This window comes from Kribbella swartbergensis, from assembly GCF_054784135.1.
Genome location: NZ_BAAGPM010000041.1, coordinates 53,460 through 79,308 on the forward strand (window position 1 = coordinate 53,460; position 25,849 = coordinate 79,308).

27 protein-coding genes are annotated in these 25,849 nt (G+C 69.3%); 13 read left to right on the top strand and 14 right to left on the bottom strand.

Annotated elements, in window-relative coordinates:
* Window position 1 precedes the first annotated feature (1 nt).
* Together ACYVOK_RS33190 and arfA are read right to left on the bottom strand one after the other, a co-directional pair.
* The gene (locus ACYVOK_RS33190) at window positions 2-1,330 is read right to left on the bottom strand and encodes an ABC transporter substrate-binding protein (RefSeq protein ID WP_460666553.1); all 1,329 of its coding nucleotides are present in this window, start codon (window positions 1,328-1,330) and stop codon (window positions 2-4) included.
* Window positions 1,327-2,850 (bottom strand): arabinosylfuranosidase ArfA, encoded by a 1,524-nt coding sequence (gene arfA, locus ACYVOK_RS33195; protein ID WP_460666554.1) that lies wholly within the window; start codon window positions 2,848-2,850, stop codon window positions 1,327-1,329. The genes ACYVOK_RS33190 and arfA overlap by 4 nt, the downstream gene beginning before the upstream one ends.
* Before the next feature lie 93 nt (window positions 2,851-2,943).
* Between arfA and ACYVOK_RS33200 the strand changes: the two genes are divergently transcribed.
* Complete coding sequence (locus ACYVOK_RS33200) at window positions 2,944-3,318, top strand: VOC family protein (RefSeq protein ID WP_460666555.1); 375 nt, start codon at window positions 2,944-2,946, stop codon at window positions 3,316-3,318.
* A gap of 13 nt (window positions 3,319-3,331) precedes the next feature.
* On the top strand, window positions 3,332-4,333 hold the full coding sequence (locus tag ACYVOK_RS33205) for a LacI family DNA-binding transcriptional regulator (protein ID WP_460666556.1): 1,002 nt from the start codon (window positions 3,332-3,334) through the stop codon (window positions 4,331-4,333).
* Between the two features lie 22 nt (window positions 4,334-4,355).
* On the opposite strand, the gene ACYVOK_RS33210 is transcribed toward ACYVOK_RS33205, so the two are convergent.
* Entirely contained in the window at window positions 4,356-5,498 is a 1,143-nt protein-coding gene (locus ACYVOK_RS33210) for an FAD-dependent oxidoreductase (RefSeq protein ID WP_460666557.1), read from the bottom strand.
* A 93-nt stretch (window positions 5,499-5,591) separates the two neighbouring features.
* Here ACYVOK_RS33210 and ACYVOK_RS33215 point away from each other — a divergent pair, with 93 nt between their 5' ends.
* A complete protein-coding gene (locus tag ACYVOK_RS33215) occupies window positions 5,592-6,143 on the top strand; it encodes a TetR/AcrR family transcriptional regulator (protein WP_460666558.1) in 552 nt (183 codons plus the stop codon).
* Here ACYVOK_RS33215 and ACYVOK_RS33220 read toward each other — a convergent pair.
* From ACYVOK_RS33220 to ACYVOK_RS33230, 3 genes are all read right to left on the bottom strand, one after another.
* Window positions 6,124-6,900, bottom strand: coding sequence for a sugar phosphate isomerase/epimerase family protein (locus ACYVOK_RS33220; RefSeq protein WP_460666559.1), 777 nt, complete (start codon window positions 6,898-6,900; stop codon window positions 6,124-6,126). The genes ACYVOK_RS33215 and ACYVOK_RS33220 overlap by 20 nt on opposite strands.
* A 13-nt stretch (window positions 6,901-6,913) precedes the next feature.
* The gene (locus tag ACYVOK_RS33225) at window positions 6,914-9,139 is read right to left on the bottom strand and encodes a DUF4328 domain-containing protein (protein ID WP_460666560.1); all 2,226 of its coding nucleotides are present in this window, start codon (window positions 9,137-9,139) and stop codon (window positions 6,914-6,916) included.
* 205 nt (window positions 9,140-9,344) lie between these two features.
* Window positions 9,345-10,061, bottom strand: a complete 717-nt coding sequence (locus ACYVOK_RS33230) for a DUF4328 domain-containing protein (protein ID WP_460666561.1) — start codon at window positions 10,059-10,061, stop codon at window positions 9,345-9,347.
* A gap of 125 nt (window positions 10,062-10,186) precedes the next feature.
* On the opposite strand from ACYVOK_RS33230, the gene ACYVOK_RS33235 reads away from it, so the two are divergent.
* The gene (locus tag ACYVOK_RS33235) at window positions 10,187-10,660 is read left to right on the top strand and encodes a methylated-DNA--[protein]-cysteine S-methyltransferase (protein ID WP_460666562.1); all 474 of its coding nucleotides are present in this window, start codon (window positions 10,187-10,189) and stop codon (window positions 10,658-10,660) included.
* 199 nt (window positions 10,661-10,859) lie between these two features.
* The gene (locus ACYVOK_RS33240) at window positions 10,860-11,186 is read left to right on the top strand and encodes a hypothetical protein (protein WP_460666563.1); all 327 of its coding nucleotides are present in this window, start codon (window positions 10,860-10,862) and stop codon (window positions 11,184-11,186) included.
* A 111-nt stretch (window positions 11,187-11,297) separates the two neighbouring features.
* Here the strand turns inward: ACYVOK_RS33240 and ACYVOK_RS33245 are convergent, their stop codons facing one another.
* Complete coding sequence (locus ACYVOK_RS33245; protein WP_460666564.1) at window positions 11,298-12,155, bottom strand: hypothetical protein; 858 nt, start codon at window positions 12,153-12,155, stop codon at window positions 11,298-11,300.
* A gap of 246 nt (window positions 12,156-12,401) precedes the next feature.
* Here ACYVOK_RS33245 and ACYVOK_RS33250 point away from each other — a divergent pair, with 246 nt between their 5' ends.
* Window positions 12,402-12,944, top strand: a complete 543-nt coding sequence (locus ACYVOK_RS33250; protein ID WP_460666565.1) for a peptidylprolyl isomerase — start codon at window positions 12,402-12,404, stop codon at window positions 12,942-12,944.
* Between the two features lie 76 nt (window positions 12,945-13,020).
* A complete protein-coding gene (locus ACYVOK_RS33255) occupies window positions 13,021-13,764 on the top strand; it encodes a rhomboid family intramembrane serine protease (RefSeq protein WP_460666566.1) in 744 nt (247 codons plus the stop codon).
* Here the strand turns inward: ACYVOK_RS33255 and ACYVOK_RS33260 are convergent.
* Entirely contained in the window at window positions 13,761-14,186 is a 426-nt protein-coding gene (locus tag ACYVOK_RS33260) for a PPOX class F420-dependent oxidoreductase (protein ID WP_460666567.1), read from the bottom strand. The genes ACYVOK_RS33255 and ACYVOK_RS33260 overlap by 4 nt on opposite strands.
* A 45-nt stretch (window positions 14,187-14,231) precedes the next feature.
* Here ACYVOK_RS33260 and ACYVOK_RS33265 point away from each other — a divergent pair, with 45 nt between their 5' ends.
* Together ACYVOK_RS33265 and ACYVOK_RS33270 are read left to right on the top strand one after the other, a co-directional pair.
* Window positions 14,232-14,834, top strand: a complete 603-nt coding sequence (locus tag ACYVOK_RS33265; RefSeq protein ID WP_460666568.1) for a TetR/AcrR family transcriptional regulator — start codon at window positions 14,232-14,234, stop codon at window positions 14,832-14,834.
* Window positions 14,834-15,775, top strand: coding sequence for an aldo/keto reductase (locus tag ACYVOK_RS33270; protein ID WP_460666569.1), 942 nt, complete (start codon window positions 14,834-14,836; stop codon window positions 15,773-15,775). Before ACYVOK_RS33265 ends, ACYVOK_RS33270 begins: the two co-directional genes overlap by 1 nt.
* Before the next feature lie 213 nt (window positions 15,776-15,988).
* Here ACYVOK_RS33270 and ACYVOK_RS33275 read toward each other — a convergent pair whose 3' ends face one another.
* Genes ACYVOK_RS33275 through ACYVOK_RS33285 form a run of 3 tightly spaced genes read right to left on the bottom strand, consistent with a single transcriptional unit; the run spans window position 15,989 to window position 19,325 of the window.
* Complete coding sequence (locus tag ACYVOK_RS33275) at window positions 15,989-17,020, bottom strand: S-adenosylmethionine:tRNA ribosyltransferase-isomerase (RefSeq protein ID WP_460666570.1); 1,032 nt, start codon at window positions 17,018-17,020, stop codon at window positions 15,989-15,991.
* On the bottom strand, window positions 17,017-17,736 hold the full coding sequence (locus tag ACYVOK_RS33280; RefSeq protein WP_460666571.1) for an SDR family NAD(P)-dependent oxidoreductase: 720 nt from the start codon (window positions 17,734-17,736) through the stop codon (window positions 17,017-17,019). The genes ACYVOK_RS33275 and ACYVOK_RS33280 overlap by 4 nt, the downstream gene beginning before the upstream one ends.
* Before the next feature lie 23 nt (window positions 17,737-17,759).
* Window positions 17,760-19,325 (bottom strand): FAD-binding oxidoreductase, encoded by a 1,566-nt coding sequence (locus tag ACYVOK_RS33285; protein ID WP_460666572.1) that lies wholly within the window; start codon window positions 19,323-19,325, stop codon window positions 17,760-17,762.
* 118 nt (window positions 19,326-19,443) lie between these two features.
* Here ACYVOK_RS33285 and ACYVOK_RS33290 point away from each other — a divergent pair, with 118 nt between their 5' ends.
* The 3 genes from ACYVOK_RS33290 to ACYVOK_RS33300 all read left to right on the top strand — a co-directional run bounded on the left by ACYVOK_RS33290 (window position 19,444) and on the right by ACYVOK_RS33300 (window position 22,626).
* On the top strand, window positions 19,444-20,076 hold the full coding sequence (locus ACYVOK_RS33290; protein ID WP_460666573.1) for a TetR/AcrR family transcriptional regulator: 633 nt from the start codon (window positions 19,444-19,446) through the stop codon (window positions 20,074-20,076).
* Window positions 20,073-21,614: a glycerol-3-phosphate dehydrogenase/oxidase gene (locus ACYVOK_RS33295; RefSeq protein ID WP_460666574.1), complete on the top strand. Its 1,542-nt coding sequence runs from the start codon at window positions 20,073-20,075 to the stop codon at window positions 21,612-21,614. Before ACYVOK_RS33290 ends, ACYVOK_RS33295 begins: the two co-directional genes overlap by 4 nt.
* A gap of 73 nt (window positions 21,615-21,687) precedes the next feature.
* Entirely contained in the window at window positions 21,688-22,626 is a 939-nt protein-coding gene (locus ACYVOK_RS33300) for a DUF4328 domain-containing protein (protein WP_460666575.1), read from the top strand.
* On the opposite strand, the gene ACYVOK_RS33305 is transcribed toward ACYVOK_RS33300, so the two are convergent.
* Window positions 22,617-23,375: a protein phosphatase 2C domain-containing protein gene (locus ACYVOK_RS33305; RefSeq protein WP_460666576.1), complete on the bottom strand. Its 759-nt coding sequence runs from the start codon at window positions 23,373-23,375 to the stop codon at window positions 22,617-22,619. The genes ACYVOK_RS33300 and ACYVOK_RS33305 overlap by 10 nt on opposite strands.
* Window positions 23,376-23,387: 12 nt before the next feature.
* On the bottom strand, window positions 23,388-24,287 hold the full coding sequence (locus ACYVOK_RS33310; RefSeq protein WP_460666577.1) for an NAD-dependent epimerase/dehydratase family protein: 900 nt from the start codon (window positions 24,285-24,287) through the stop codon (window positions 23,388-23,390).
* Between the two features lie 175 nt (window positions 24,288-24,462).
* Between ACYVOK_RS33310 and ACYVOK_RS33315 the strand changes: the two genes are divergently transcribed.
* Window positions 24,463-25,074 carry a pentapeptide repeat-containing protein gene (locus ACYVOK_RS33315; RefSeq protein ID WP_460666578.1) on the top strand — a complete coding sequence of 204 codons (612 nt, stop codon included), beginning with the start codon at window positions 24,463-24,465 and terminating at the stop codon, window positions 25,072-25,074.
* A 98-nt stretch (window positions 25,075-25,172) separates the two neighbouring features.
* Here the strand turns inward: ACYVOK_RS33315 and ACYVOK_RS33320 are convergent, their stop codons facing one another.
* Window positions 25,173-25,847 (bottom strand): VanZ family protein, encoded by a 675-nt coding sequence (locus tag ACYVOK_RS33320; RefSeq protein ID WP_460666579.1) that lies wholly within the window; start codon window positions 25,845-25,847, stop codon window positions 25,173-25,175.
* Window positions 25,848-25,849 lie beyond the last annotated feature (2 nt).

Consider the following 25,849-nt stretch of genomic DNA (forward strand, 5'->3'; position numbering starts at 1 on the left):
GTTACGCGCCGTACTTCTTGCGGTTCGCCTCGAGGATCTTGTCGGCCCGGGCCGCGGCGTCGCCGAGCGCCTTGGCCGGCTCGGCCTTCAGCAGGACGGCCTCGTTGACCGCCTTGTTCAGCTCGTTCAGCGCGTCACCGATGCCCGGCACCGGCGGCGGGAAGTGCAGGTCGTCGATCTGGGTTGCCAGCGCAGCCTGCTCCGGCAGCGCCTTGAACTCGGCCGACTCGCGCACCTGCTTGCGCGCCGGGACCTGTCCGCCCTTCGCCCACTCCAGCGACTTCTGGCTGATGTAGTTGACGAACACCCGGGCCGCGGTCGACTTGTTCGCGTCCGCGGTCTTCAGCTTGGGCAGCACGAACTGGTGCGAACCGGCCCAGGCGGCTTTGTCACCGCCGATGTTCGGCAGTGGCGCCACGCCCCACTCCAGGCCCTTCTTCTCGCGGAACGTGTTGATGTTCCAGATGCCGTTCCAGATGAAGGCGTTCTTGCCGTTCATCACCGCGATGTTGTCGGCGTCCTGGGCGACGTTCTTCGGGCTGTGTCCGTTCTTCACCAGGTCGACGAACCAGCTCAGCGCCTTGACGCCCGCCTCTTCGTGCCAGGTCGCCTTCGAAGCGTCGTCGTTGAACAGGTCACCGCCGTACTGCCAGAGCAGTGCCTGCACGGTGAGTACGCCGGTGAACGGGAACGGGGTCGCCCAGTGACCCTGGATGCCCTTGCTCTTCAGCGCGTCGAGGGCGGCGGCGTACTCGTCCGCGTTCGTCGGCGGCTTGGCCGGGTCGAGGCCGGCCTGGGTCATCACGGTCTTGTTGTAGAAGAAGCCCAGCGGGTGCACGTCCAGCGGGATGCCGTACCGCTTTCCGTTGAACTCGCCGGCCTTCCAGACCACCTCGGCGAAGTCCTCCTGCCTGAGCTCGAGCGCCTTCGCCACGTCGTCGAGCGGCTCGATGACGTTCCGGGCCGCGTTGGTCGCCAGCGAGTCGACGTGCATGATCGCGACCGCGGGGCCGCGACCGCTGCCGACCGCGGTAGGCAGCTTCGTGTAGTAGTCGGCCCACTGCATCACGGTCATCTTGACCTTGATGTTGTTGTGCTCGGTGTTGAACTGGTCGACCAGCTTGCGCATGAACGGACCGTCACCACCGGTGAAGCCGTTCCAGAAGTCGAGTTCGACGTTCGGGCCGTCGTAGCCCTTCGCGCCGCCGTCGCCGGCAGCCGGGCCTGCGCCCGGCTGCCCGGACGAGCCCTCGCCGCAGCCGGCCAGGATGCCGGCTGCGCCGGCCGCGCCGATACCACCGAGGACGAGCCGCCGGCTGATCGTGTTCATGATGTACCTCCAGGGGACTGTGCCTCTGGGCGGGAGAGGCGGAACAGATGCCACGATGCAGGAGGCAACGTGGCGGTACAGCTGCCGTCGACGATTCCGGTGCCGTCGACGGCCCGGGGCACCACCCGGTCGGGGTCGTCAGCGGTGTTCACCGCACCCCGCTCGTCGTCATAGAGCGCCAAATGTTCAATTACCCGGTACCCAGCCGCCAACGGGACCTCCAGGTCGACCTTGTCGGTCTCGCTCCGGTTCACCACGAAGATCGCGATCTCCCCGGTCCTGTCGTCGTACGTCGCCGTGCTCCACAGGGCCGGGATCCGCCCGAACGCGAGCGTGTCCACCTCGGGACCACCGGTGACCGCGGTCTGCAGCACGGTCGGCCCGGCGTACTTCGCGGTCAGCGCGAACGGGTAGAAGGTCGTCTGCCGCCAGGCGCGGCCGCCGGGTTCGGTGCGGATCGGGCCGATCACGTTCACCAGTTGCGCGAGGCAAGCGATCTTCACCCGGTCGGCGTGCCGGAGCAGGGTGATCAGCAGGCTGCCGACCACCACCGCGTCGTCGACGGTGTAGGTGTCCTCGATCAGCGGGCCGACCTCCCGGATGTCGAGGCCGAGCTCGCCGGGGAAGTGCTGCTGGTACCAGACGTTCCACTCGTCGAACGACAGGGTCAGCTCCTTGTCGCTGCGCTTCAGCGCCTTCACGTGGTCGGCGGTCGCGACCACGGCCGAGATCATCCGGTCCATCTCCTCCGACGCGGCCAGGAAGCTCGCCTGGTCGCCGTTCCTCGGTTCGTAGTACGCGTGCAGGCTGATGTGGTCGACCAGGTCGTAGGTGCGTTCGAGGACGACCCGCTCCCACTCCCCGAAGGTCGGCATCCCGGCGTTGCTCGAACCGCAGGCGACCAGTTCCAGACCGGGATCGACCCGGCGCATCGCGTTCGCGGTCTCCTCGGCCAGCCGGGCGTACTCTTCGGCGGTCTTGTGGCCGATCTGCCAGGGACCGTCCATCTCGTTGCCCAGGCACCACACCTTGATGCCGTGCGGCTCCGGGCTGCCGTTGGCGACCCGGCGGTCGGGCAGCTCGGTGCCGGCCGGGAGGTTGCAGTACTCGAGCAGCTCGACGGCCTCCTTGATCCCGCGGGTGCCGAGGTTCACCGCCCAGATCGGCTCGACGTCGGCCTTGCGCGCCCAGGCGACGAACTCGTCGGTGCCGAACTGGTTCGACTCGATCGCCCGCCAGGCCAGGTCCAGCCGGCGCGGCCGCTGCTCCTTGGGCCCGACGCCGTCCTCCCAGTCGTAGTTGGAGACGAAGTTCCCGCCGGGGTAGCGGATCGCGGTGACACCGAGCTCGCGGACCAGCTCGAGCACGTCCTGGCGGAAGCCGTCCGCGTCCGCGGTGGCGTGCCCGGGCTCGTAGATGCCGGTGTAGACGCAGCGTCCCATGTGCTCGACGAACGAGCCGAACACCCGCCGGTCCAGCGGCCCGACGACGAACGCAGGATCCACCACAAGCCGTGCCACAAAGCCTCCCTGCGGTCTTTACAACGATTAACCCGGAGTTCTACAACGATTGACATGGCCTGTAAAGAGTTCGCCGGCCCCACACTGGGAAACATGCCGAAAATCCACTCAATCGTGATCCACTGCCGCGATCCGTACCTGCTGGCGCCGTTCTGGAGCCTGGCCACCGGCCTGCCGGTGCACCCGGACGACGTCAAGTCGCTGGCCTCACGGTCCTTGGAGGAGGACGAGTCCGTGCTGCTCGGGACGCGTGACGGGTTCCACGTCTGGATCACCCCGGCCGCCGAACTGAAGCCGCTGGGCCGGATCCACGTCGACGTCACCGGTGCGGACGAGGACCTGCGGTTGCTGCTCAAGGCCGGGGCGTCGGTGGTCCGCGAACTGCCGCACTGGACGGTGCTGTCCGATCCGGAAGGGAACGAGTTCTGTTTCGTGCCCGCCGTGGCACACTCAGGAAGCGTCGGCTGAGACGGAGGTACGGATGGCGAGCAGGCTGAGTGATGTGGCGGCGCGAGCCGGCGTGTCGGTGAAGACGGTGTCGAACGTCATCAACGACTACCCGCACATCACCTCGCAGACCCGGGCGAAGGTCGAGGCCGCCATCGCGGCACTGGACTACAAGCCGAACGTGAGCGCCCGTTCGCTGCGCAAGGGCCGGTCGGACTTCATCGCCTTGGCCATCCCGGAGATGGCCTCGCCGTACTTCGCCGAACTGGGCGCGGCGATCAGCCGGGCCGCGAAGAAGCGCGGCATCACCGTGCTGATCGACCAGACCGAGGGTGAGTCCGCGGCCGAGAAGCTCGTCCTGGACGGGATGCGCGGGCAACTGATCGACGGCATCATCTTCTCCCCGATCACCACCGCCCCGGCCAGGATCGGCACCGCCGGTACGGCGAAACCCCTGGTCCTGCTGGGCGAACGGCCGACCGGCGGCACCTTCGACCACGTCGCGGTCGACTCGGTCAAGGCGTCGTTCGACGCGACCACGCATCTGATCTCGATCGGCCGGCGGCGGATCGCCGCGATCGGCGTCGGGGGAGGCGCGGGCACCGGCGCCGTACGGCGGAAGGGTTATCGGAAGGCCCTGAAAGCGGCCGGGCTGCCCCACGATCCGGCCCTGGAGCTGGCCGGCACCGGGTACCACCGTCCCGACGGCGCGGCATCGATGCGCGAACTGCTGGCCCTGCCCGAGCCGCCGGATGCCGTGTTCTGCTTCAACGATCTACTCGCACTGGGCGCCTTGCGTACGCTGGCCGAGGCGGGACTGTCGGTGCCGGACGACGTCGCCGTGGTGGGGTTCGACGACATCGAGGACGGTCGCTACCACTCGCCGTCGCTGACCACGATCTCGCCGGACAAGGAATGGCTGGCGGAGAACGCGGTCGGCCTGCTGCTCGAACGGATCTCCGGGAACTCCGACGACCCGCGACGTGATCTCAGCGTCCCCTACACCTTGGAGATCCGGGAGTCGACCGCCGGCTAGAACGCCCCGTCGTACGTCAGGATCAGCGGTTGGGCAGGCCTGCCAACTGCCTCGCCAGTGCGTTCTGCGCCCTGGGCATCCTTCCGGCCAGTCCGAGTACGGCGTTGCGCAGCGGCCGGACCGGTCGCGGCAGATTTGCCAGCCGGGTCAGTCGGTGCGCGAGCCCGACGACTCGCAGGGCCTCGGCGCGGCTGTTGGTCGCGTAGGCGTCGAGCTCCGACTCGTCGCCCCGATTCAGCGCTGTGGACAGCGCGTCGGCGAGGGTGATCGCGTCGCGGAGGCCGAGGTTCATGCCTTGGCCTCCGGCCGGGCTGTGGGTGTGCGCGGCGTCGCCGGCCAGCAGGACCCGTCCGGCGCGGTAGTTCTCGGCCACCCGCTCGTGGATCCGGAACCGCGAACCCCAGATCACCTCGGTCACCTTCGGCGAGTTCTTCTTCGGTCCGCGCGCCGAGAGCAGCTCCTGGGCATACGCGGCATCCGGGTGCTCGGGTGCCGAGTCGACGGATGCGACCAGCCGGAAGGATCCGTCCGGCAGCGGCGCGATCACCAGCAGCCCCTCGGTCGAGAACGACAACGACACCTCCTCGGCCGGCAAGCCCTCGGCCCGGACATCCACCAGGCTGAACGACAGTTGCAGCGTGTTGCCCGGCATCGCCAGGCCCGCCAGTTCGCGGATCGTGCTGTGCATGCCGTCGGCGGCGACGACGTACTTCGCCTTGATCACGTCACCGTTGTCCAGGGTGACCGCGGCGCCGTCCGCGGACTGGGTCAGTCCGGTGGCGGCGTACGGGCGCAGGACGCTCCCGCCCAGCTCCTCGAGCCGCCCGAGCAGAACCTCCTCGGTCTGCCACTGCGGAAGCATCAGCGTGAACGGGTACGGCGTGGGCAGCTCGCGGAAGCTGACCGGGACGAGCCGGCGGTCGCCGTCGCGGATCGCGAAGTGCTGCAACTCGAGCCCGAGCTCGACCAGGCGCTTGGAGACGTCGATCCGGTCCAGCAACTCCAGGGTCCGCGCGTGGATGACCGAGGCACGCGAGGTGTTCGACCCCTCGGCCTGCTTGTCGACCACCACCACGGAGTGTCCGCGCAGCCGCAGCCCGGCCGCCACCGCCAGCCCGACCGGACCCGCGCCCACCACCACGACCTCTGCACTCTTCGGAGTCATCGTTGCTCCTTTCGGATTTATCAACGCTTGTTGACTTTTACTGTAGGTAGACCGATGGCAGAAGTCAACAAGCGTTGGCATATGCTCCGGGGTATGGCGGAACGGAAGTCGGACCGGACCCGCGCGGCGATCCTCGCGGCAGCCCGGGAGCGGTTCGGGGCGGACGGGTACGAGCGGGCCACCATCCGGGCGATCGCAGCCGACGCGGGCATCGACCCGGCGATGGTGATGCGGTACTACGGCACCAAGGAGAAGCTGTTCGCGGCGGCGGCCGAGTTCGATCTACGGCTGCCCGACCTCACCGGCGTACCGCGGGAACAACTCGGCGAGGAGCTGATCAGCCACTTCCTGAAGCGGTGGGAGGGCGACGACACGCTCCGCGCGCTGCTCCGCGCAGCCGTCACCAACGAGGCCGCGGCCGAGCGCATGCGCCAACTCTTCAGCACACAGCTCGCGCCGAGGTTGCGTGAGCTCGCGGTCGATCGGCCGGAGGTCAGAGCCGGCCTCGTCGCCAGCCAGGTCCTCGGTCTCGCCCTCTGCCGCTACATCCTCGAGATCGGCCCGGTCGCCGCCCTCACCCCCGGCGAGGTCACCACGTGGTTGGGCGCGACGCTGACCCGCTACATCACCGCGCCGCTGCCCTGACCCAGGACTGCGCGGCGGGGAGGGTTTCCTCGAGGGGCGGGAGGTGGGGGTGCCACTTGAGTTCCCACTCGAGGGAGAGGGGATAGTCGGTGCCCTCGAGGGTGGTGAGGAGGTCGTGGATCGGGAAGTCGCCGGTGCCGATGGCGACCGGGCGGAACTGCTGCTTGGAGTCCGTCTCCTTGATCTGGACGAACTCGAGCCAGGGCTTCAGGAGCTGGAAGGACTGCGCCGGCGTCTCGCCGTGGCTCCAGGTGTGCGCGCTGTCCCAGATGACCTTGGCGTTGTGGCCGGGGACGTCGGTGTCGAGGAGTGTGCAGAAGGCGGCCATCTTCGCGCCGGCCGAGTGGGAGTCGTGGGTCTCCAGCAGGATCCGGACCTCGGTGGGAGCCGACGTCACCCGGTCGAGCGCGCGGATCTCGCCGGCGGACGGTCCGTCCGTCGTACCGGCGTCGTCGTCGCCCGGGAAGACGCGGACGCCGCGTGCGCCGAGGTCGGCGGCGAGTTCCAGGTGGGCCTCGAGCGGCTGGTCCTCGACCGCGCACAGCTTGACGTAACTGCTGATCGCAAGGATCTCCAGACCGGCGTCCTCGATCCGGCTCCGCAGCTCGCGCCGCTGCGCCGAGGTCAGGCCGGTGTGGGTGAACTCCTCGTCCGCGGCCCGCAACTCGAGGCCCGAGATGTCGTTGCCTTTGGCAAGTTCAAGGACGTGGTCGAGGGGTGCTCCGGGACAGCCGAGTGTGGAGAAGGCGAGTCTCATGGCCCCTATTCGATCAGACCCAGCGCCGGCGCGGGTGAGTCCGCGGGGTGGTGCTGGTCTGGTCAGCCTGCTCCGGGGTCTGCTGCTCGTAGCTGTACGGCGACTGCTGCTGGTGCTCCGGCTGCGGCTCGGCCGACGTGTAGTAGTCGGAGTTCGAGCTGCTGTGGTCGGCGCTGTACGACTGTGACGAGTAGTCCTCGCTGTAGCCGCCGTACGACGGGTCGACGGTGCTGTACTCCGAGCCGCTGTAAGAGGTCGGGCTGTAGGAGTCGTAGTTGCTGCTGCTCGAGTAGTCGGCGGCCGAGTAGCCGTAGTCGGTGGACTCGTAGCTGCTGCCGGAGTACTCCGACGGTCCGTACGACGTGTAGTCCGAGCCGGAGTCGTACGACGACTGGTAGCTCGAGGACGAGTCGTCGTACGAGCTGTACGAGTAGCCGTCGTCGGAGGAGGAGGAGTACGACGACGGCTCCGGGCCGTACGTCGGGACCGGCGGGAGCGGCTTGGACGGCGTCAGGAAGTCGTCCTGCTCCGAGAGGGCCGGGGCCGGCTCGTAGTAGCCGGAGGATCCCGATACCGGCGACGACGGCATCACGTGCTCGGACGGCGCGTGCACCGAGTGGTCCGAGGCCGTGTGCACCGAGTGGTCCGAGGGGGCATGCACGGTGTGCTCAGAGGACGGGTGCACCGTGTGCGAGGAAGTCGTGGGCTGGACCGCCGACGGGCTGTCGACCGCGACCCGAGCGGCCCGGCGGCCGGCGCGCGCAACTGGCGCGGGCTCAGGCTCGGGTGCGGTCTCGGCCTCCACAGGGGAGGACGTCGACGTCAGGTGGTCGGAGGTCGCGTCGTACGAGTAGCTCTCGGAGTAGCTGCTCGCCCAGGACGGCGCGTCGGCCGGCTGGGACGGCTGGTAGCCGTACGGCTCGGGTTCGACGACGGTCAGCGGAGGCGCCTCGTCCAGCCAGCGGCTCGACGACGGGGCCCGGGTCGACAACAGGTCGTCGTTTGCGGTGGTGAGGTAGTCGCTCCAGCTGGTCCGCTCGTAGCTGGTCTCCTCGGCCTGCTTGTCCTCTTGCCAGGCGGCGACGGCGTCGAACTGCTCGGTCGCCGGGCCGGAGTCGTCCTTGTCGTCGTGCCAGCTCTGCACGACCGGCGCGAACGGGCTCCACTTCGGCGGCTCCTCGACCGGGCTGTCACCACCGAAGGCGGCCGGAACCGCACCGCCGCCGAACGGGCTGCCGCCTCCGGGGAACGCACCGGCGGCCGCGCCGTCCCCCGGGAAACCCGCCGCCGGGGCAGGCGCGGGAGCCGGGGCCGGGGTTGGGGCGAACGGGCTCGCGCCGGCGCCGCCACCGGCCAGCTGCAGCTCCGGCTGGCGCTCCAGCCGGAGCGCGGGCGCCGCGGCGAGGGCGGGTCCGGACGCGGCGATCGGCTCGCTGATGGCCGGCTGTTCGTCGGTGTCGTCGTTCGCGTACGTCGGTACCGCGGTGAGCTTGGGCTCGCGCTGGTCCCACCACGGGATCCACTCGCGGCCGGTCTGCATCGCGTTGATCTTGCGGATCACCAGGGTCGCGGCAACCGCCGACACGGCGGTCAGCACGAGGGACGCCGTACCGGCCAGTGCGATACCGCGCAGCGACCCGACGGTCGCCTCCATCCACATCAGGAACCGGCGAACCACCACGTCGAACGCGAGAGCGCCGACCCAGGTCACCCACCACACGGACGTGAGGGCGGGAGTCCTGAATCGGCGCAGGTCGTCGGCGTACACCGGGGTCTTCGGATCACTGGCCAGCCAGACGTCGTCGACGATCTGCTTCGGGTACCAGAGATTGGGTCCGGGGCAGAACCAGCTGGCCAGCACCCAGCCGTGGCTGCGGCGATGGTCAGCCTGGCAGAACACCTCGGAGTTGACCCGGGCCCGCCACAGCCAGATGACGAAGACGACCGCGGCGGCGACCGAGATGATGACGTTCGGGACCGCGGTGACCTTGGCGATGGCGTCGGCGCGGTTCAGGTCCGCGTCGTCGACGTTCGGCATCCCGCCGAGGTAGCGGTTGACGACGGAATACGTGTTCCAGTCGGACCAGGTGGACAGCAGATGGGTGAGTGTCGACGCTCCGAGAAGCCCGATGGCGATCTTTCCGACCGTCCCGACCTGCTGGAACTCCTCAGCTGCGTGCGGCTGCCATTCTTCTTCGTGGTCTCTGACAGCAGACAGTGCTGGCTGCGGGTGGCTCACGTCTCGCGTCCCTCGCGTTGCTGGAACTCCGTCTGTTCGGCGTTTCGGCCAAATCCTGCCCCCGCATGACCGAGCCACATTGATACCACGAAGTAAGTACCCGTGTGGAGTCGGGTCCAGCACGGAGGGTGTCGACTTAACCTGTTCTTTTCGTACGCCCATCACCACTTGTAACGATTGATTCGACGGTCCGTGACGGTTTCGTTTACCGCGCAGGAGGTTGGAATCCGGGCTGCGCCTCGCCCAGCGCCCACCACGGCACCCAGGCCCGCTTGGTCTGCAACTCGTCGATCCGCTGGATCAGGATCACCGCCAGCACCGCGGCCGCGGTGGTGAACAGTGCCGAGATCGTCGACAGTACGACGTTCGTCCGCAGTTGGTCGGGCTGCGTCGCGGTGACCAGGATCCCGCGCTGCACCACGTTGCCGGACACCAGGCCGGCCACCCAGGTCAGCCACCAGGCCCAGACCAGCCGGGTCCCCGGGATGTCCCGCAGGGTCGGTGTCTGCGGCGGCGTCCGGGGATCGCTGGCGGCGACGATGTCGTCGACGACCTGCTTGGGGTACCAGAGGTTGACGATCGGGCAGATCCAGCTGCCGAGCACCCAGCCGCGGGTGAACCGGTGCTCGCCGCGGCAGAACATCTCGGCGTTCCACCGGACCCGCCACAACCACACGATGAACACCACCGCGGCGGCGAGCAGCGCGAGCGCGGAGACGATGCCGAGCGAGCCGGAGATCAGATCGGCCTCGGCCAGCTTGTCCTGGTCGTCGGCGTACCGCTTGACGGTCTGGTACGAGTACCAGTCGGACCACGCGGTCGCCCAGGTGGTCACCGTGACGACGCCGATCAGGATCGACGCGGCCAGGCCCATCGCCCGCTCGGAGCTGAACCAGCGGTCCAGCGGCGGCTGGGTCGGCATGTGTCAGAAATAGCACAACACGGCGTGACCAGGCGAGAACGACTGGTGGCAGAAGAGTTGGTGTCGCGCGGGTCGATGTCGCGAAACCGCCGGAAAATGTCCCCGTCGGGCGCGAGGATTGGGTCATGCGCTGGTCCGTGATCGACTCGCCCATCGGTGACCTGTCCCTGGCTGTCGACGAGGCCGGGCTGTGCCGGCTGAACTTCGGCCGGGTGGACCGGCACCTCGAGGCCGACCCGCTGCTGACCGAGACCGAGGAGCAGCTGAAGGCGTACTTCGCCGGCGAGTTGACGGAGTTCACCGTGCCCCTGTCGGTCCGCGGCGGTTCCGAGTTCGAGCGGGCCGTCTGGGCCCAGCTCAGCCGGATCCCGTACGGCGAGATGCGGACGTACGGCGAGGTCGCGAAGATCGTCGGCGATCCCGGCGCGGCCCGGGCCGTCGGCGTCGCCTGCAACCGCAACCCGATCGCGGTCGTGGTGCCGTGCCACCGGGTCGTCGGGGCCGGCGGCAAGATGGTCGGCTTCGGCGGCGGCATCCCGCTGAAACGGCACCTGCTCGAACTCGAGGCCCGGATCACGCTCGAGACCCTCTGGAGCTGACGATCGGATCCGAAAAGGTGTCCCCGTCACCACGCAGTGAAACCTGACAAAGATCTGACACCGCGCGACGCGTGCGAACGCACCTGCCCGGCTCGGGGGGACTAAGGTCGCTAACAGCGATCGAATCGTCACGTTTGAAGCGTCCGCTTCATCCGGCGGTCGACCCGCCTTCACCCTGCCTCCGGAAGACACCACATAGATGACCAAGACCCGCTCGACCGCACACCTCCACTCCGACCTGAGCGCGCTGATGGACAAGAGCGCCGAGGACTGGTCCGCCCCCGAGATCCAGAGTGCCGCCCGCTCGGCCCTGAAGTTGCACGCCCCCGACCGCGAGCCACTGACCTGGATCAAGCGGTTCGGCATCCTGCCCTGGCTGCACCGCAACGACGCCGTCTGCCTGCACTGTGGCGGCACCTACCCCTGCATCACCCACCGCTACGCCACCCAACTGCTGTCAGCCGGCCGCTACACCATCGCCAAGCCCCAGGCCGACACCGAGCACGACGAGTCACATTCTCACTGAGTCAGTCGGCAGCACCCCGGCCAGGCGTCGTACGCGCAAGGCGACGTCAAGACAAACGAAGGCCGCGAGCCCCAGCGGGGGATCGCGGCCTTCGCCGTTGCGGTGGTCCGGTCAGGAGTCGGAGGGCTTCGGGTTGCTCGTCTTGCGGGGGGTGGTGCTCTTCTTCGCGGCGCCGTTGGCGGTCGCGTTCACGTCGGTGTCTGCAGCCTCCGCCTGTACGCCGCCGCCCGGAGCGGCGTCCGTGGCGCCGGCACTGTTCGACTCGGCGGTCTCCGTCTGGCCGTTCGACGACGCCGGCTCCGCCTTCGTCTCGGACCCGGTCTCCGACTTGGTCTCGGCCTGGGTCTCGGACTTCGCCTCCGGCTTGGTCTCGCTCGGGCGCGACGTCGTACCGGCCGGGGCGGAGCTGTAGTCGCGGCCGCTGGTCGGGGTCGACTGCCAGGCCGGCTCCGGCGGGGTCAGCAGCTTCTTCACGGCCGCCGCGGCAAGGGCGCCGAAACCGAGCAGCAGGACGATCTTGCGGAGCCGGTGGCTCTTCTTCTGCGGTACGTCGAGCTCACCCTTGAGCGCGGCCTTGGTGGCGCGGCCGCGGCGGGAGGTCTCCTCGACGACCGGCTCGGCGGCGGCCGCCAGCGACGCCAGCGCGGCGGTCACCTTCGGCAGCACGTCGTCGTTGAACCGCTCCCGCGCCTTCTCGGCGGCGTGCTCGGTGGCCGGGCCGACCTTGGCCAGCGCGTCGTCGATCACCGGGCTCGCCTTCTCGACGGCGACGTGGGCGAGGTGGGCGCCGCGCTCGACCGCCTTCTCGGCGTACGGCGACACCTTCTCCCGTGCGGTGCCCACAGCCGGCCCGAGGTGGTCGCGGACCTGGCCGGCGACCGGCCCGATCTTCTCCGACGCCGACTCGGCAAGCGGCCGGACCCGATCCTTCGCGGTCTCGACCCGGCCCTTGGACTTCAACAAACCCACGGTTCCTCCTCGGTGCCGCCCGCCTCGGTGGGCAGCCATGTGGCCCATCGGCGGTATGGACGCTACTGATACGACTCTGGACAAATCCGGCTTCGTCTGCATCGTACGACGTACCCAGCCGACAAACCCGTTACCCGACCGCCGGGCGGGGGGCTTGTATCGATCCATCGCCGGTCGGTGCGGGTCGAGTTGGGGGTGCATGACAGGATCGTTGGGGTAAGCCGTAACTGATGAGGAGTGACTCCTGTGGCCGAAGAGCTGTACGCGACCCTGCAGACGACGAAGGGGGATGTCGTCATCAGGCTGTTCCCCGATCACGCGCCGAAGACGGTGAACAACTTCGTCGGCCTGGCCGAGGGCACCAAGGAGTGGACCGACCCGCAGACCGGTCAGCCCAGCAACGCCAGGTTCTACGACGGCCTGACCTTCCACCGCGTCATCGACGGCTTCATGGTCCAGGGCGGCTGCCCGCTCGGCACCGGCACCGGCTCGCCGGGCTACGCCTTCGACGACGAGATCCACCCGGAGCTGAAGTTCGACCGCCCGTACCTGCTGGCGATGGCGAACGCCGGCATCCAGTTCGGCCGCGGCACCAACGGCTCGCAGTTCTTCATCACCGTGGTGCCGACGCCGCACCTGAACCGCAAGCACACCATCTTCGGCGAGGTCGCCGACGAGGAGTCGAAGAAGGTGGTGGACGCGATCGCCACCTCGAAGACCGCTCCGGGCGACCGGCCGATCGAGCCGATCGTGATCAACAGCGTCGCCATCGAGCGCAAGACCGCCTGATTCGAAGCTGCGGGCCGGGCGCTGCGTCATCGGCGCCCGGCCCGCACCTCTCTCCCTGGGGAAGGATCCGCCCGACGTGACCGAGACCGTCTGCTACCGGCACCCGGATCGGCCCGCCGGGGTTCGCTGCCAGCGCTGCGACCGGCCGATCTGCCCGTCCTGCATGAACAGCGCCGCGGTCGGCTTCCAGTGCCCGAACTGCTTCAACGAGGGCATGAAGTCGGTCCCGCGGACCCGGACGTCGCTCGGCGGCATCCAGCGCGGCAACCCGCAGGTCGTCACGATCGTCCTGCTGGCGATCAACGTCCTGGTGTTCATCGCGGTGCGCACCGGCAGCAGCCGGGTCGTGAACGATCTGGTGCTGGTCCCGGTGCTGGTGGATTCCGAGCCGTGGCGGCTGCTCACGTCGGCGTTCACCCACCTGCAGATCTTCCACATCTTCGCGAACCTGTTCATGCTCTACCAGGTCGGTCCGCCGCTGGAGCAGATGCTCGGCCGGCTCAGGTTCGTCATCCTCTACCTGCTGTCCGCGCTCGGCGGCAGCGTCGCGGTCTGGTTCCTCGCGGCTCCGGTGTCGGCGACCCTCGGCGCGTCCGGCGCCGTCCTCGGCCTGGTCGGCGCGCTGCTGGTGATCAGCCGCGCGCGGGGCATGGACGTCACCTGGATCCTCGGCTACGTGGCCGTCACCGCGGTCATCTCGGTCCTGCTTCCGAACATCTCCTGGCAAGGCCACCTCGGCGGCTTCGTCACCGGCGCGGCTGTCGCCTGGCTCTTCCTGCAGGACACCAAGCGCCGCCGAAACAAGCGCGCCCGGACCTAGGTCCTGTCTGCGGTCGCGTGGACGGTCCGCCGTGGGCCGAACGCCTCGTTGTCGTGGTCGGCGGGCCGGCCGTCGAGGTGCCAGCTCCAGCTGACCGTGGGTTTGATCCTCAGGTAGACGCTGCGGCCGAACCGGCCGGTGCGTTCGACGACCTCGGCGGTGCCGTAGACGCGGAGGAAGCGCGGGGACCACGGGTTCGCCGACACCAGGTCGTCGATGACGAGGGCGACCTGCTCGTGGCCGGCGCGGACGTTGCGGACCTTGCGGGTGTTGGCGGGGTCGACCCCGCCGACGTAGAAGTACGTTCCGTCGTACTCGAAGCCGACCGGTACGACGTCCGGCTGCCCGTCGGGGCCGACCGTCGCCAGCCGGGCCAGCGGTTGTGATTTCAGGTAGGCGAGTTCTTCGTCGGTGAATGCCATGTACGCTAAGGTACAACGGTCGTTGTAATTTCACCAGGAGGTGCGGTGCCGAGGGCAGGGAAGCGGCAGGAGGTCCTCGCCGGAGCGTTGACCGTGTTCGCGCGGGACGGTTACACGCGGGCGAGTGTCGACGTGATCGCCGCCGAGGCCGGTGTCTCGACGCGGACGCTGTACAACCACTTCGGCGACAAGGCCGGGCTGTTTCGCGCGGTGATCCAGGACAGCGCGACGAGGGTCGCGGCCGCGCAACTCGCGATCATCGAGGAGCACCTGAGCGAGATCACCGACCTCGAGGCCGACCTGGTCGCGTTCGGCATCGCCTGGCGTACGCCGATGCCGGACTACGCCGAGCACTCCGCGCTGGTGCGCCAGGTGAACGCCGAGGCCGGCCACATCCCGCAGGAGGCCATCGACGCCTGGCAGGAGGCCGGGCCGATCGCGGTACGGCGGGCTCTCGCCGACCGGCTGGCCGCCTTCGCCGCCGACGGGCTGCTGCGAATCGACGACCCGATGCGCGCTGCCCTGCACTTCTCACTGCTCATCTCCGGTGCCAACCCGTCCTACCGAGGAGGATCCATGACCGCCGACGAGATCACCGACGCCGTCACCACCGGCGTCCACGCCTTCCTGCACGGGTACGCCCGCTGATGCGCTACCGGCTGTTCGGACCCACCGGCCTGCGCGTCTCCGAACTCTTCCTCGGCGCGATGCGTTTCCACTCGGTCGACCAGGCCCGGCCGATCGTCGACCGGTACGCCGAGGCCGGCGGGAACGTGATCGACACCGCCGACGCGTACGGCGCCAGCGAGGACGTCCTGGGTGAGGTGCTGCCCGGCCGCCGGGACCGGTTCGTGCTCGCCTCGAAGTACACGCTGTCCCGGGACCGCACCGACGTCAATGCCACCGGCAACCATCGGAAGAACCTCCGGCTCGCGCTCGAGTCCAGCCTGCGCCGGCTGCGGACCGACTACCTCGACGTTTACTGGGTGCACTACTGGGAGCGGCACACCCCCATCGAGGAGACGTTGCGTGCCCTGGACGACGCGGTCCGGGCCGGGAAGATCCTGTACGCCGGGATCTCCGACGCCCCGGCCTGGCTCGTTGCTCGTGGCAACACCTTGGCGGAGTTCCGGGACTGGTCCGGGTTCGCCGGTCTGCAGGTTCCGTACAGCCTGCTCCAGCGCGACATCGAACGTGAACTGCTGCCGATGGCCGAGGCCTTCGGCATGACCGTCGCCGCGTGGGCACCCCTTGCCCACGGCAAGCTCACCAAGCCGGTGGACGCGGCCGGCGACGACCGGGAGCGGGCCGTGCTGACCGCCGTACACGACGTCGCCGGCGAGCTGGGCGTGACGGCCGCACAGGTGGCGCTCGCGTGGACGCGGGTGCACTCGCGGGCCGTGCATCCGCTGGCCGGCGCCAGTTCGCCGGAGCAACTCGCGGACAACCTCGCCGCGATCGGGTTGACGCTTCCGGACGACGCCGTACGACGACTCGACGCGGCGACCGGGTTCACGCTCGGCTTCCCGCACGACTTCATCACGCCGGACCTGCTCGATCCGGACCGGATCGACGGCCGTTCAATCTGAAATCAAATGGCCTAGGCCACAATTTGCGATCGGTTCGGTGAACATCCATGACCACCGGTGCCGACAGTCGTCGTACCGGGTGACGTCCCGACGGGGGACCTTATTGGTAAGGACATTCAGGATGAACTCCTGCAGGCCTGAGCGGTGGCCGCGGTGAGTCCGCGAGCGGTGGACAAGCGGGCCCGCCCCGGAAACGACGGTCACTGCCACTCGTCACCGCAGCAGCAGGCAACTGTCGCCGAACTCGTGCCAGAGGTAGCCGCGGTCCAGAGCGGCGTCGTAGGCGCGCTGAACGGTGTCACCACCGACGACGGACTCGAGCAGAAGCAGGTGGGAGGCCTCGGGCGCGTGCATGCCGGTGACGAGACCGTCGACGACGCGGACCGGGTGGTCCGGACCGAGGACAAGGTCGGTCCAGCCGTGTGAAGCGGTGACCGAGCCGTCAGCGGTCACCGCCGACTCGATGGCTCGTACGGCGGTTGTGCCGACTGCGATGACCCGGCCGCCGTTGGCCCTCACCCAGTTCACGAGCCGAGCAGTGTGGGCAGGTACGTCGTACCGCTCCGGCAGAGGTGGTTCGTGGCTCTCGAGTGAGGAGACGCCGCAGTGCAGCAGGATCGGCGCGATCAGCACGCCCTGCGCCGCGAGGCGGCTCACCAACTCGAAGCTGAACGGCCGAGCAGCACTGGGCATCTCCGCGCTGCCCGGCTCGCGTGCGAAGACGGTCTGGTACGACGCGAGTGGCCAACGCCGGCCGACGTACTGGTAGGTGATCGGCCGGCCATGACGCTGCAGGTAGCCCAACACGTCCGACACCGGCGGTTGAGCGCGCCACAGCCGGGTGGACTCCGGCTGGTACGGCGACAGCAGCGTCAGCACGCCTTCCGGCAACCGCACCTGGTCGCCTGGCGTACCGCCGAACATCGGCGAGCCTCCGTTGCGCAGTTCGACGACCCAGGTGCCGTCGTCGAGGGCGGTGGAGAAGTGCACGACGACCGGCGCCACACCGGAGCCGCTGACCCATGAGCCGTCGACGGCGGCGGGCAGTGTGCCTGACGTGTTGACCAGGAGGAGGTCTCCGGGTCGCAGGTGGTCGCCGATGTGATCGAACCGGGTGTGCGTGATGGTCGACCCCTCCGCGACCAGCAGCCTCACCTGATCCCGCGACAGGCCTCTGGCCTCGGGTGGCTCGGTGGCGTTCAGCGAGTCCGGCAGGACGAACCGCGTGTGGGGATGCACCCTCACGACGTCACCGCCGGTGCGAACTCGGCTGCCCGGTACCGGCCGCTCTTCGGACGACTGTCCAGGAGTTGCAGGAACGCCGGTACGACGGTCGACGGCTCGGCCCGGTCGGAGATGTCCTCGCCGGGGAAGGCCGCCTGGTGCATCGCCGTACGGAGATCACCGGGGTCGACGGCGTAGACGGCGAGCTGCGGCTGCTCGGCGGCCAGTACGGCGGTGGCGTGGTCGAGAGCGGCCTTCGCCGAGCCGTAGCCACCCCAGCCCTCGTAGGCCTCGACTGCAGCGTCGGAACTGATGTTGAGGATGACACCGGATGCTGCGGTCAGCTCTGGCAGCAGTGCCTGGGTGAGAGCGATCGGCGCGATCACATCGACCTCGTACACGCGTCGCAGTTCGTCGAGGTCGGCGACGGCCAGCGGCTGGAGCGGACTCGGTCCGAGGTAGCTCGCGTTGTTCACCAGCAGGTCGAGCCGGCCGAGCTCGGTGACAGCTTCGACCAGGTCGGCGCGGTGATCCGGGTCGGTGACGTCGCCGGCGAGCGGGACCACGTCGGCGCGGTCGGCGAGCGCGTCGGCGGCGTCCTTGAGCGCGTCGGCGCCGCGGGCGTCGATCACGAGCGCCCAGCCGCGATCAGCGAGCCCGTGCGCGAGCGCGAGCCCCAGACCGGCGGACGCGCCGGTGATGAGAGCGACAGGACGGTGAATGGATTCAGGAGTCATGTCCGCCACTGTCATACTTCAAGTTAACTTGAGGTCAAGAGAATCCCTGGATTCATCACGCCGTCGGGGTCGAGCACGTTCTTGACCGCCCGCAGAGCCTCGGCCGCCAGGGGACCGATCTCCTCGGCGTACGCGTCCCGGTGATCCGTGCCGACGCCATGGTGGTGGCTGATCGTCCCGCCGGCCTTGGCGATCGCCGCGTTCGCCGCCGACTTCGCCGTACGCCACTGGGACACCGGATCGTCGGTCTGTGCACAGATGACGGTGAAGTAGAGCGATGCGCCGGTCTCGTACACGTGTGAGACGTGACAGAGAACAAGCGGTGGCGTGCCCTGGTCGGTGAGGGACCTCACCACCGCTTCGGTCACCGAGGCCTTCAACTGCGGCAGCTTCGACCAGAAGCCGGCGGTCTCCAGTGTCTCCACCAGCGCGCCCTCGTCCAGCAACGGATCCCGCAGGTATGGCGCCCGGTACCGCCCGAGGCGCCACGTCTCGCCCGGACCTTCACCCAGGTTCCGCCCACCGGCAGATGCCAGCACGTCAGCCGTCTTCGGGTTGTACGGCCCGTCGAAACCGACGATCGCCAGCACGCCACCCGGCCCCCCACCGAGCACATCCGGGTCGGCCAGGTTCACCGCCGTCTCGACCTCGTCGGACAACCGGAGCACGGTCGGCAACGGCCCGTCCTGCGCCAGCCGGCGGACGGCGGCCAGACCTGCCTCGAAGTTCTCGAATCGCCAGCCCTCGAAGTGCCGCTCGGCCGGACGCGGCCGGATCCGTACGACGACCGACGTGATGATGCCGAAGGCACCTTCCGACCCCAGCACCAACTGGCGCAGGTCCGGCCCGGCCGCCGACATCGGCGCACGCCCGAGCTCGATCGTCCCGCGCGGTGTCGCCAGCGTCAGCCCGACCACCATCTCGTCGAACCGTCCGTACCCCGCCGACGACTGGCCACTCGATCGCGCGGCCGCATAGCCACCGATCGACGCGCCCTCGTAGGACTGCGGGAAGTGCCCGAGCGTGTACCCGCGCTCGGCCAGCAACGCCTCGGCGGCCGGACCGCGTACGCCGGCCTGCAGCGTCGCCGTCCGCGAGATCTCGTCGATCGCGGCCAGCTGATCGAGGCGTCGCAGGTCGACCGTGACGAATCGGCGATCGGGAGCGAGACCGCCGACAACGGACGTACCACCCGAGTAGGGAACCACTGCCAGGCCGTGGGACGCGCAGGCGGAGAGCAACGCCAGCACCTCGTCGTGCGAGCCCGGATAGACGACCGCGTCGGGCATGTCCGAGATGTCGCCGGCTCGGTGCCGCAGCAGGTCGGGAGTCGAGTAGCCGCGGGTGTGCGCCCACCGCGAAGCCAGGTCGGTCGTGACGTGGTCCGCGCCGACGACCTCGGCCAGGAAGCTCAGCTGCGTCGCCGTCAGACCCGGCCGGTCCTCCGGCTCCGCAGCACCCGCGACAGGTCGCCGTACGCCGAGATGCTTGAGCGCCTCGACCGCCGCCGGAGGCAGCTCCACCCGATGGCCGGGATCGCCCCAGCGGCCGGGCGTGAGATGCACCACCGGCAGGTCCGACTCGGTCATTCTGGCCTCCCGATCGCTGCTGTTGCGGGGTAGCGTCCGTGGGAGGTGTGACCCCCTGGCTCCCACCTCCCACGGACAGTTCCCGGACGCCGGAGCCGCTGATACACTCTGACGTGTGATGTCTCAGCGTAGCAGCGAGTCGGCGCAGGAAACAGGGCCCGAGACCAGTGCGCGTCCCGCGCCCGCGAACGCCATCGGCGAAGAGCGGATCCTGGACGCGGCGTACGAGCTGTTGCTCGCGATCGGAATGCGCCGGATGACGATGGCCGACATCGCCCGGCACGCCGAGGTGTCCCGCGCGACGCTCTACCGGCGCTGGCCGAACGTGCAGGCCGTGGTCGCCGCGCTGATGACGCGGGAATGGACCACCGCCCTGGTGTCCGCGTTCCAGCCGGACGCGGCGGACGGCCGGTCGCGGCTGGTCGAGGGTGTCGTCGAGGTGGTCGCGCGGACCCGGGTGCACCCGTTGATGCGCAAGATCATCGAGCTCGATCCCGAGTTCCTCACGCCGTACCTGCTCGAGCGCCGCGGCAGCAGCACGGTCGCGCACCTCGCGCTGGTCGAGGAGGGCATCAAGGCCGGTCAGGCCGACGGATCGATCCGGGACGGCGACCCGGTCTGGCTGTCCCGGCAGATCATCCTCGTCTCACTGGCGTCGGCGGTGTCCGGACCGGTGATGGCGAGCAAGGACCAGTATTCGAAGCTCGACGAGGAGCTGCGGGTCATGCTCACCAGGTACCTGACGCCATGATCCGCGTGGGCAACGCGAGTCTGAACGCGGCCCGCCGGGCCCGCGAGCTGGACTGGCTGGACTCGGCCGGCAAGGTCGACGTCCTGGTCGTCGGCGGCGGGGTCACCGGCACCGGCGTCGCGCTGGACGCGGCCGCGCGCGGCCTGAGCGTTGCCCTGGTGGAGAAACACGACCTGGCCTTCGGGACCAGCCGGTGGAGCTCGAAGCTCGTGCACGGCGGGCTGCGGTACCTCGCCTCCGGTCACGTCGGCATCGCGTACGAGAGCGCGGTCGAACGCGGCATCCTGATGAAGACGACCGCGCCGCACCTGGTCCACCCGGTGCCGCAGATCGCGCCGTGGTTGCCGCAGGCAAGCTTCGCGCAGGCCGCGATGCTGCGGAGCGCGTTCCTCGGCGGGGACGTCCTGCGCACGTTCGCGCGGACCAGCGACGATTACCTGCCGCATTCCCGCCGGGTCAGCTCGGCGGAGCTCCTCCGGTACGCGCCGACGCTGCGCCCCGAGGGGATGCGCGGCGGCTTCCTCACCTGGGACGGGCAGTTGTACGACGACGCGCGGCTGGTGGTCGCGATCGCACGGACGGCGGCTCTGTACGGCGCTCGGGTGCTCACCCGGGTCGCGGCCACCGAGGTCACCGGGCGAGGCGCCGTACTGGTCGATCAGCTGACCGGGCACCGGCTGCGGGTGGACGCGTCGGTGGTGATCAACGCGGCCGGGATCTGGGCCGATCAGGTGGCCTCAGGGATCAAACTCCGGCCGAGCCGGGGGACCCATCTGGTGTTGCCGCAGTCGGCCTTCGGCGGGTTGTCCGCCGTACTGACCGTGCCGGTGCCGGGTGAGCTGAGGCGGGTGGTGATGGCGATTCCGGCGCCGGACGACCGGGTGTACGTCGGGCTGACCGACGAGGAGGCGCCCGGACCGGTGAGCGACGTACCGCACGCGACCGATGCCGAGATCGACTTCCTGCTGTCCACGATCAACTCGGCCGTGCGGGTGCCGTTGACGCGGTCCGACCTGCTCGGCACGTACGCCGGTCTGCGGCCGCTGCTCGACACCGGGCATCACAAGGGCGAGGACAAGACCGCGGACATCTCCCGCCGGCACGCGGTGATCACGAGTCCGGACGGCGTGGTGACGATCGTCGGCGGCAAGCTCACGACGTACCGGCGGATGGCACAGGACGCACTGGACACGGCGCTGGAGCAGTCCGACCTGGCGGTACGGCGGCCGTGCCTGACGCACCGGATTCCGCTCGTCGGCGCGGCCGACCGGGTCCACCTGGCGGCCGTGCGCGCGCCGGCTCGGTTCGTGCAGCGGTACGGCGTGGAGGCGCCGGAAGTGATCGCGGGGCCGCCGTCGTTGCTGGATCCGATCGCGCCGGGGCTGCGGACGACGCACGCCGAGCTGCGGTTCGCCGTACGGCATGAGGGTGCGTTGACCGAGGACGACGTACTGGATCGGCGGACACGGATCGGGTTGTCGGCAGCGGATCGTGCTCTGGCACTGCCCGCGGTCCGTGAGGCCTTCGCGAGCGTCTGACGTCGTCACCTGTGGATAACCGGTTGATCGCTCCCACCGCTGGGTTAACTTGGCTGCGAGGGGGTGAACGAGGGTGACGCAGCCGTACCCAGGGCCGTATCCGGTGCCGTACCGGCCGGTGCCCTACCAACCCGTGCTTCCGCGGTACCGGCCGCTGAAGAAGATCGCGATCGTCAGCATCGTCCTGATGGGGCTGACCGCGGTCGCGGCGGTGGTCCAGTCCGCGCTCATGTGGGGCTCGTACGAAGAGGTCAAGCGGTTCGTGTACGGGCTGCTGTCCGAGGAGGAGTTCGACCGCGCCGTCGAGTCGATCGCGAACACCGGACCGCTGCTCAACCTGGTCAGCTACCTGCTGATGGGGACCGCGATCGCGTTCCTGATCTGGCTGTGGCAGGCACGCGAGAACACCGAGTTCCTCAGGTCCCCGCTCGCGCCGAGGCCGGTCGTCCAGGACGGACAGCCGCATCGGCACGCGAGCGGCTGGGTCGTCGGGTCGTGGTTCTGCCCGCTGGTCCAGTTCTGGTACCCGCTGCAGATCGTCCAGGACGTCGCGGCCGCCAGCGAGCCGCCGGAGCAGCGGGGAGCGTCCAGGCGCGGCCCGGTCCGGACACTGCTGTATGCGTGGTGGGCGGCGTGGACCGGGTTCTGGGTGATCCTGGTCGGCGGTGGTGCGCTCGCGTTCCTCGCCTTCATCGTGTGGATCGTCCGCCTGGTCGACGCGGCCGACACCGCGGACCGGACCGGCGACTACGTCGACATCTACGACCTGCAGGACTTCATGGTCCGGGTCGCGCTGGCGGTCAACATCGGCTTCACCGTGGCGACGGTCCTCCTGATCGCAGCCGGCGTCGCCGCGTCACTGCTGCTGCTCAGGATCACCCAGTGGCAACACGACCGGGCCACGATGCCACCGCCCGCTGCCATGGCACCGCCGCCCGAGCCACCGCAGTACGCACCTCGCTACAACAACCCGGGTCCGACGTTCCCGTCGTACGGGCCGTATCAGAGGTAGGCGAGTACGGCGGTCGCGTCGTCGTACCGCTTTCCGGTAAGGCTGCCGGGTTGCGCGGCCGCGTCGTACGCGCGGACCCGCTCGACGAGTTCGCGTGGTCCGTGCGTGGTGAGCACCTCGACCGCGTCGTTCCAGCTGTGCCCGTACCGCTCGACGTACCGGGACGCACCATCGGTCAGTAGGGCGACCACCTCGGTCTCCGCGCGATCCGTCGTACCCGTGACCGCCTCGTACGCCGCCTTCGGTTCGGTGCTCGCCACCCAGAAGCCACCCGGCCGGTTGCGAAGCCGGCGGACCGCCTCGAACGTGTACTCGGGCAGCAGGTCGATGCGGTCGTCGCTGTAAACCGTGATCGTTCCGTCCGGTGCGCGCAGGACGATCGGCGAGTCGGCGAGGACGAGGTGCTCGATTCCGTCGGGGCGAACCCGGATCATCGCGACGGTCGACGACGGGCTGTCCGGGTTGGCGAGGTCGCAGGTGTCCGCGTGACCGACGCCGACGGTGGCGATCGCGTCGGCGAGCAGGTCCGGCAGCGGAGCCGTCGACCCGGCGAGCAGCGGCATCGCCAGTTGACCGCCGAGTTGCCCGACGAGCCAGGCGACCGTGTGGCGGCAGCCGGAGTCGACGCCGTTCGGAGCGGTTGCTCCGTCGAGTACGACGACGAAGTCGGGTCCGCTGAGGACGAGATCCTCGTTCACTGCGGGCGGTCGCCGGTCGGGCGCGGGCTGACTGATCGAGCGGATCTCCACCCACCCAGTTTCCTATCCGGCTGTCCTTCCCGCGGCCCAACTGTCGGCAAGGGATTGTTCGAGGGAGATCTTCGGCGACCAACCGAGGTGTTTGCCGATCAGCGCGGTGTCGGCCCGCTGCCAGGTCGCGCCGCGGACGGCGTCCGGCCGGGCCTCCTCGACGATCCGGGCCGGCTGCCCGCTCAGCTCGAACAACTGGCCGGCCACGTCCCGCGCCAGGCTCGCCCGCCCGGTCCCGACGTTCATGACCCCGGGCAGCGTGGTGTCCGCCATCGCGACCGCCACCACCGCCTCGGCGACATCGCGGACGTCGACGAAGTCGCGCCATACGTCCAGCAGGCCCGCCTCGATCGTGTTCCTGGACCGGAGGTCCTGGATGACGCGGCCGGTGAGCGTGCTCTCGGGCGCGTCGGGGCCGATGACGTCGAAGACGCGGAGGACGATCGCGTCGGCGCCGTTGCGCCGGGCCCTGAGGACCAGTTCGGAGCCGGCCAGCTTGGTGAGCCCGTACGGGCCGACCGGGCAGGGCTCGGTCTGTTCGTCCTGGCTGCTCCCCTGCGGGGCACCGCCGTACTCGGCGGCCGAACCGAGCTGGACGAAGCGCGCATGGCTCGCGTTGTCGTGGGCCGAGGCGAGCAGGGCCTCGACGGCGATCACGTTGGCCCGGACCAGCGTGCCGGCGTCACCCAGCGTCGCGCCGGCCGCGTTGATGATGACGGTCGGCTTGTACATGCCGATCTGGGTGTCGAGCGCGTACGGGTGCATCGCGGCCAGGTCGCACAACCGGTACGGCTCACCCCGGCTCCGGCTCAGTCCGCGGTACTCGATGCCGCGGTCGGCGAGCAGTGCGCAGATCCTGGCGCCGAGGAAACCTCCCGCGCCGAACACCATCACCCGCTCAGTTCCGGTCACCCCTCCATCGTGCGGCTGATATTTGTCGGTCCGCTGAACGTTGTCCCTCGTCACGATCACAAATGCACCAGCGTGCGACTCTCGGGACGGTGTCGGTACGGCGTGGCAGGGTAGTCAGCGGCGTCCCAACTGGCGGCGCTTCATGCTCAGGACCGCTGACCGACAGGGGAGAGCCATGGCCGACCGAGTCCACGGGCGGGCGGCACCGCCGACCGAGTCGACGATCCGCGACTGGGACGACGCCGACCCGTCGGGCCAGACGTACCGCCGGGTGCTGTTCGTCGACTCCGATCTGACCGAGGTGGACAACCGCGGCGGCGTCTTCGAGGAGTGCACCTTCCGCGGCGTCCGGTTCAACGCGTCGACACACACCGATGCGGCGTTCGTGAACTGCACCTTCGTTCGGTGTTCGCTGTTCGACGCCACGTTCACCCGATGCAAGTTCGTCGGCAGCTTCTTCGACGACTGCACGTACAACCTGCTGAAGGTGTCCAGCGGGGACTGGTCGTTCGCCGGCTTGCCCGGCGCGGACCTGCGGGGGACCGAGTTCACCGGGGTGAAGTTCCGCGAGGCGGACCTGACCGGCGTCCGGGCCGCCAAGGCGGTCCTGCGCGACCTCGACCTCTCCGGGGCGTCCCTGCAGCGCGCCGACTTCACCGGTGCCGACCTCCGCGGATCCGACCTCTCCACCCTCGATCCGCTCACGGTCGAGTTGAAGGACGCCCGCGTCGACATCACCCAGGCGATGGTCATCGCCACGTCACTGGGCCTCGACGTCCGGCCCTGACCTGTGGATATCTCCGGATTCCCGCGTCGGCATCCCCTGTTTCATCCACAGCCTGTGGATAACTATCCGGATAACTGTGTACTCGCTCCGTGAAGACCTCACCGTGCCCGGGCGATCTGACGGAGCCCGTTCGCCGAATTCGAGGCCTGGACCGGGACCGGAGTCAGCTCACCTCGGCGGTGGCGAGCAGGTGGCCGGCCGCGGACGACGATCATCGGCGGTGGTGGGGCTTGGTAGGGATCGGGTGCCGCGTGGTCGACGACGTACACGACGGTCACGAGCCGACGCTCACGGGTCAGGGTCTGCAGGCCGACGGCCAGGGCGACCCCGGCGAACGCGCCGAGGGTGTTCGCGATCAGGTCGTGCAGCTGGCAGGAGCGGCCGAGTTGAGGGATCAGCGCCTGGACCGCCTCGACCGCCGCGGACATTCCGATACCGGCGGCGATCCCGTCGGCCGCACGGCCACCGGCCAGCGCCAGCATCCCGGCCGCCGGAACGAACAGGAGCACATTGAGCAATCCCTGAACCGACGTCAGCCCTCCGGTGGTGGTCAAGGAGGTGCCGCACTGGCCGATCTGGCCCAGCCGTTGCGCGGTCGGACTGAGCGTCGCGGCCAGCACCAGCGCGAACGCGCCGGGCAGGCAGAACGCCGCGAGCCGGGGGAGCAGGTCGCCGGGTCGCCGCAACGACGAGATGGCGATCGGCAAGGTCATTCCGGTCAGGACGAGCCAGGTGTCCAGCAGATGTGGGATGCCGTGATAAGTCTCGAGCACGC